General features: G+C 66.2%; 5 protein-coding genes and 1 pseudogene. 4 read left to right on the forward strand and 2 right to left on the reverse strand.

Annotated features, from left to right (window positions below):
• The coding region (locus tag RMN84_RS11550) for an acyl-CoA dehydrogenase family protein (RefSeq protein WP_309612316.1) at positions 1-1161 on the reverse strand (1161 nt) is incomplete at its 3' end.
• Between the two features lie 77 nt (positions 1162-1238).
• On the opposite strand from RMN84_RS11550, the gene RMN84_RS11555 reads away from it, so the two are divergent.
• Together RMN84_RS11555 and RMN84_RS11560 are read left to right on the forward strand one after the other, a co-directional pair.
• Positions 1239-2390 (forward strand): acyl-CoA dehydrogenase family protein, encoded by a 1152-nt coding sequence (locus tag RMN84_RS11555; protein WP_309612317.1) that lies wholly within the window; start codon positions 1239-1241, stop codon positions 2388-2390.
• A gap of 1 nt (position 2391) precedes the next feature.
• A complete protein-coding gene (locus RMN84_RS11560; RefSeq protein ID WP_309612318.1) occupies positions 2392-3522 on the forward strand; it encodes an acyl-CoA dehydrogenase family protein in 1131 nt (376 codons plus the stop codon).
• Here RMN84_RS11560 and RMN84_RS11565 read toward each other — a convergent pair.
• Positions 3516-3914, reverse strand: a complete 399-nt coding sequence (locus RMN84_RS11565) for a PaaI family thioesterase (protein WP_309612319.1) — start codon at positions 3912-3914, stop codon at positions 3516-3518. The genes RMN84_RS11560 and RMN84_RS11565 overlap by 7 nt on opposite strands.
• Before the next feature lie 141 nt (positions 3915-4055).
• Between RMN84_RS11565 and purS the strand changes: the two genes are divergently transcribed.
• Together purS and RMN84_RS11575 are read left to right on the forward strand one after the other, a co-directional pair.
• A complete protein-coding gene (gene purS, locus RMN84_RS11570) occupies positions 4056-4298 on the forward strand; it encodes a phosphoribosylformylglycinamidine synthase subunit PurS (protein WP_309612320.1) in 243 nt (80 codons plus the stop codon).
• Positions 4295-4401: pseudogene (locus RMN84_RS11575) on the forward strand (phosphoribosylformylglycinamidine synthase subunit PurQ); the annotation flags it as partial. The gene purS and the pseudogene RMN84_RS11575, both read left to right, overlap by 4 nt.

Below are 4401 nucleotides of genomic sequence, written 5' to 3' on the forward strand. Positions count from 1 at the left end.
GGTGCGGATGCCGGCCCAGCTGGCGGCGAGTGGCGTGTCCTGGCTGACGCCCATGCCGCCATGCGCCTGGATCGCCTCATCAATGATCTTGAGCGCCATCAGCGGCGCCTTGACCTTGATCATGGAGATGAGGTTGCGCGCGGCCTTGTTGCCGGCCCGATCCATCAGGTCGGCGGCCTGGAGGCACAGCAGCCGCGAGCAGTCGATCTCGATCCGCGCTTCGGCGATGCGCTGCTCCCACACGCTTTGCTCGCTGAGCCGCTTGCCAAACGCGACTCGCGACTGGAGCCGGCGGACCATCAGCTCAAGCGCTTCCTCGGCGGCACCGATGGTGCGCATGCAATGGTGAATGCGCCCCGGCCCGAGGCGGCCTTGCGCAATCTCGAACCCACGCCCCTCGCCGAGGAGGAGGTTGGTCGCGGGGACACGGACGTCCTTGAGCTCGATCTCCATATGGCCGTGCGGCGCGTCGTCATAGCCGTAGACCGAAAGATGGCGTTCCACCGTCAGGCCGGGCGCGTCGAGGGACACGAGGATCATCGACTGCTGGCGGTAGCTGCTTTCCTCCGGGGCGGTCTTGCCCATCAGGATGGCAACCTTGCAGCGCGGATCGCCCGCGCCCGACGACCACCATTTGCGGCCATTGATGACATAGTCGTCGCCGTCACGAACGATCGAGCACTGGATATTGGTCGCGTCGGACGAGGCGACGGCGGGCTCGGTCATCAGGAAGGCCGAGCGGATCTCGCCGCGCATCAGTGGAGCGAGCCATTGCTCCTTCTGCTCGCGCGTGCCGTAGCGGTGGAACACTTCCATGTTGCCGGTGTCGGGCGCCGAGCAGTTGAACACTTCGGCCGACCACAGGATGCGGCCCATCTCCTCGGCGCACAGCGCATATTCGAGGTTGGTGAGCTGCTCGCCCTCGAACGCAAAGCTCTCATCGACATGCGCAAGAATCGGGGCGGGAGGCATGAACAGGTTCCACAGACCGGCCGCGCGGGCGATCGGCTTGAGTTCCTCGATTAACTGGATCGGCTGCCAGCGATCGCCCGCATCGATCTGCTTCTTATAGTCGCCGACTCGCGGTCGGACGTGCTCGGCGATGAAGGCCTTCACCCGGTCGCGGAAAAAAGACTGGCGTTCCGTAAGGTCAAAATCCACCGCCCGAGTCTCCCGCTTGCATGACGCTATTGTCTCTTCCAAAGCGGCTAGGACGCAAGCGCAGCGGAGACAAGTGCATGACCGACCTCGACGCCTTTCGCAGCGAGACCCGCGCTTGGCTCGAGGCGAATTGCCCGCCCAAGATGCGCCAGCCAATGCTTTCGGAGAAGGACGCCTGTTGGGGCGGGCGGCACTGGGTGTTCCAGTCGGACGCGCAACGCCAGTGGCTGAAGGCGATGGCGGCGAAGGGCTGGACTGTGCCCGACTGGCCAAGCGCCTATGGCGGCGGCGGCTTATTGCCGGCCGAGGGCAAGATCCTGAAGGAGGAAATGGCGGCGATCGGTGCGCGCCAGCCGCTTTACAGCTTCGGCATCTCGATGCTCGGCCCAGCGTTGCTCAAATATGGCCGCGAAGTGCAGAAATTGCGTTTCCTGCCCGAGATTGCGCGAGGCGAAATCCGCTGGTGCCAAGGCTATTCTGAACCGGGCGCGGGGTCGGACCTCGCCGGGCTTCAAACCCGCGCCGACGATGCCGGCGATCATTGGGTCGTCAATGGCCAGAAGGTGTGGACGAGCTATGCCGACCAGGCCGACTGGATTTTCTGCCTGGTGCGGACATCGACCGAGACCAAGCATGGCGGGATCAGCTTCCTGCTGTTCGACATGGCGAGCCCCGGGGTCACGACCAAGCCGATCCTGCTGATCAGCGGCAATTCGCCCTTCTGCGAGACGTTCTTCGACGATGTGAAGGTGCCCAAGGACCAGGTCGTCGGCGAGGTCAACAAGGGCTGGGACGTCGCCAAATATCTGCTCGGCCATGAGCGCGAGATGATCAGCGGCATGGGATTGGGCGGCGATGGCGTCGCGCTCGGGGCCAGCGTCGGCCCGGTCGATCCGCTGCTGCGCGCCGAGATCGCCGCGTTCGATGTCGATTCGATCGCCTTCGCCGCGATGAGCGAGCATTTCGTCGATCAGCTCAAGGCCGGCGAAGCGCACCCGGCCCAGCCGAGCATGATGAAATATGCCGGGACCGAGCTCAACAAGCGACGCCACGAACTGATCATGGCGGCCGGCGGATCGGACGCGCTGGAGTGGGACAGTGCGCGGTCGCACGGCGGCAAGGCGGCGCGCGACTGGCTTCGGACCAAGGCCAATTCGATCGAGGGCGGGACCAGCGAAATCCAGCTCGGCATCGTCGCCAAGCATATATTGCGACTGCCCGGAGCCTGACATGACCCTGTTCACCGACGACCAGAAGCAGCTTCAGGAGATGATCCGCCCCTTCTTCGCCGAGGAAGGCGCGATCAAGCCGCAACTGCGGCACTGGCGCGACACCGGCTGCAAGGACGGCTTCGGCCACGAGTTGTGGAAGCAGATGGCCGGGCTCGGGCTGACCGGGCTCGCCATTCGCGAAGCTGACGGCGGACTCGGGCTGGGCGCGGTCGAGGCGGGACTCGTGCTGGAGGAGATCGGGCGCAACCTCAGCCCGTCGCCGTTCCTGACGACCGCGGTCGCGGCGGTGCGGGCGCTGGAGGGCAGTGCGCAGGCAGCACGCTGGTTTCCGGGCATCCTCGCCGGGGACACGGTCGCGGCGCTGGCGGTCGACGAGGGGCGGAACCACGATCCGGCGGGCACTGCGCTGAAGGCCGAGCGATCGGGGAACGGCTTCTCGTTGTCCGGCACCAAGCAGTTCGTCGTCCATGGCGCGAGTGCCGACCTGATCCTGGTCGCGGCGCGGACGGCGGGGTCGCCGGGCGAGCGTGACGGGATCACCCTGTTCGCGGTCGAGCGCGACGCGGCGGGGCTCGAGGTCGAGAATGTCGTGCTGGCGGACGCATCGCAAGCCGCGCGGCTGACGCTGGCCAATGTGGCGGTCGATGGCGATGCTGTAGTCGGCGAGGTCGATGGCGGGTGGACCCCGCTCAGCCGCGCGCTCGATGCCGGGCGCGCCGGCGCGGCGGCCGAGCTGGTCGGGGTGGCGGCGGGGGCGTCGGCGCTGACCTTCGATTATCTCCGCCAGCGCAAGCAGTTCGGCAAGCTGATCGGCGAATATCAGGTGCTGCAGCACCGTGCCGCGCACCTGTATGGCGAGATCGAGATCGCGCGGGCGGCGGCGATGAAGGCGGCCGAACTGATCGACCGCACCGACCCCCGCGCCGAGTTGATGGTCGCGGTGGCCAAGGCCAAGGCGGGCAATGTCGCCCGGCTGGCGGTGCAGGAGGGGGTGCAGATGCACGGCGGCATCGGCATGACCGACGAACATGACATCGGGCTCTACATGAAACGCGACGCGGTGCTGGGCGAACTGTTCGGCGATGCCCGCTTCCACCGCGCGCGGGTGGCCGAGCTGAGCGGTTACTGAGGCGCCAGCGCGCGCGGTCGATCGAGCAGGAAATTCAGCCGCGCGGCGGCGATCGGTTTTGACCGCTCAGTTTGCCAGGCGGTCGCCTCAACGTTGGCGATGCGGCTGCCGAGCCGCTGGATCTCGGCGGTAGCGAAGGTGTCGCGCGGGGTGCCGCCTCGCATATAGTCGACAGTGACGGTGATCGGCTTCATCGCTACCGCGGGATCGCCGATCGCCCGAGCCAGAGTGGTGAAGGCGGCGAATTCGAGCAGGCCAGCGATCGCCCCGCCATGAAGGTAGCCAGGCCGGCCGACGACATCTTCGTGGAACGGCATCACCATGCGGAACTCGCCGCCGCCATCGTCGACACGAAGCCGCAGCAGCTGGGCGTAAGGCGGAAGTGAATTCACCGATGCCGGTGTAGCGGCTGCGACGGCTACGCCAAGTCCAGCGATCGGCGGATCAGCCCTTGTCCAAATCAATCGTAAAGCTTGCTCCCGGGAAGGACCGCCGCCATAGGGGCGCAGACCACCGGAGCATCGGGAAAAGCCATGAAAGCCCGCGTCTTCATCACCCTCAAGCCCGGGGTTCTCGACCCGCAGGGCAAGGCCATCCACCATGCGCTCGAGGGCCTCGGTTTCGCCGGAGTCCAGGACGTTCGCGCCGGCAAGCTGATCGAACTCGACCTTGCCGACGGCACCAGCGACGGCGACATCGAGGCGATGTGCAAGAAATTGCTCGCCAATACGGTAATCGAAAATTTCCGTATCGAACGGATGGCGGAAACGGGGTGAAGACCGCGGTCATCGTCTTTCCCGGCTCCAACTGCGACCGCGATATTGCGGTTGCGCTGGAGGCGGTGACCGGCGCCAAGCCGGCGATGGTGTGGCACCGCGA

Origin of the sequence: Sphingomonas sp. (assembly GCF_031380695.1) — a bacterium.
In the GTDB taxonomy this organism is placed as follows: domain Bacteria; phylum Pseudomonadota; class Alphaproteobacteria; order Sphingomonadales; family Sphingomonadaceae; genus Sphingomicrobium.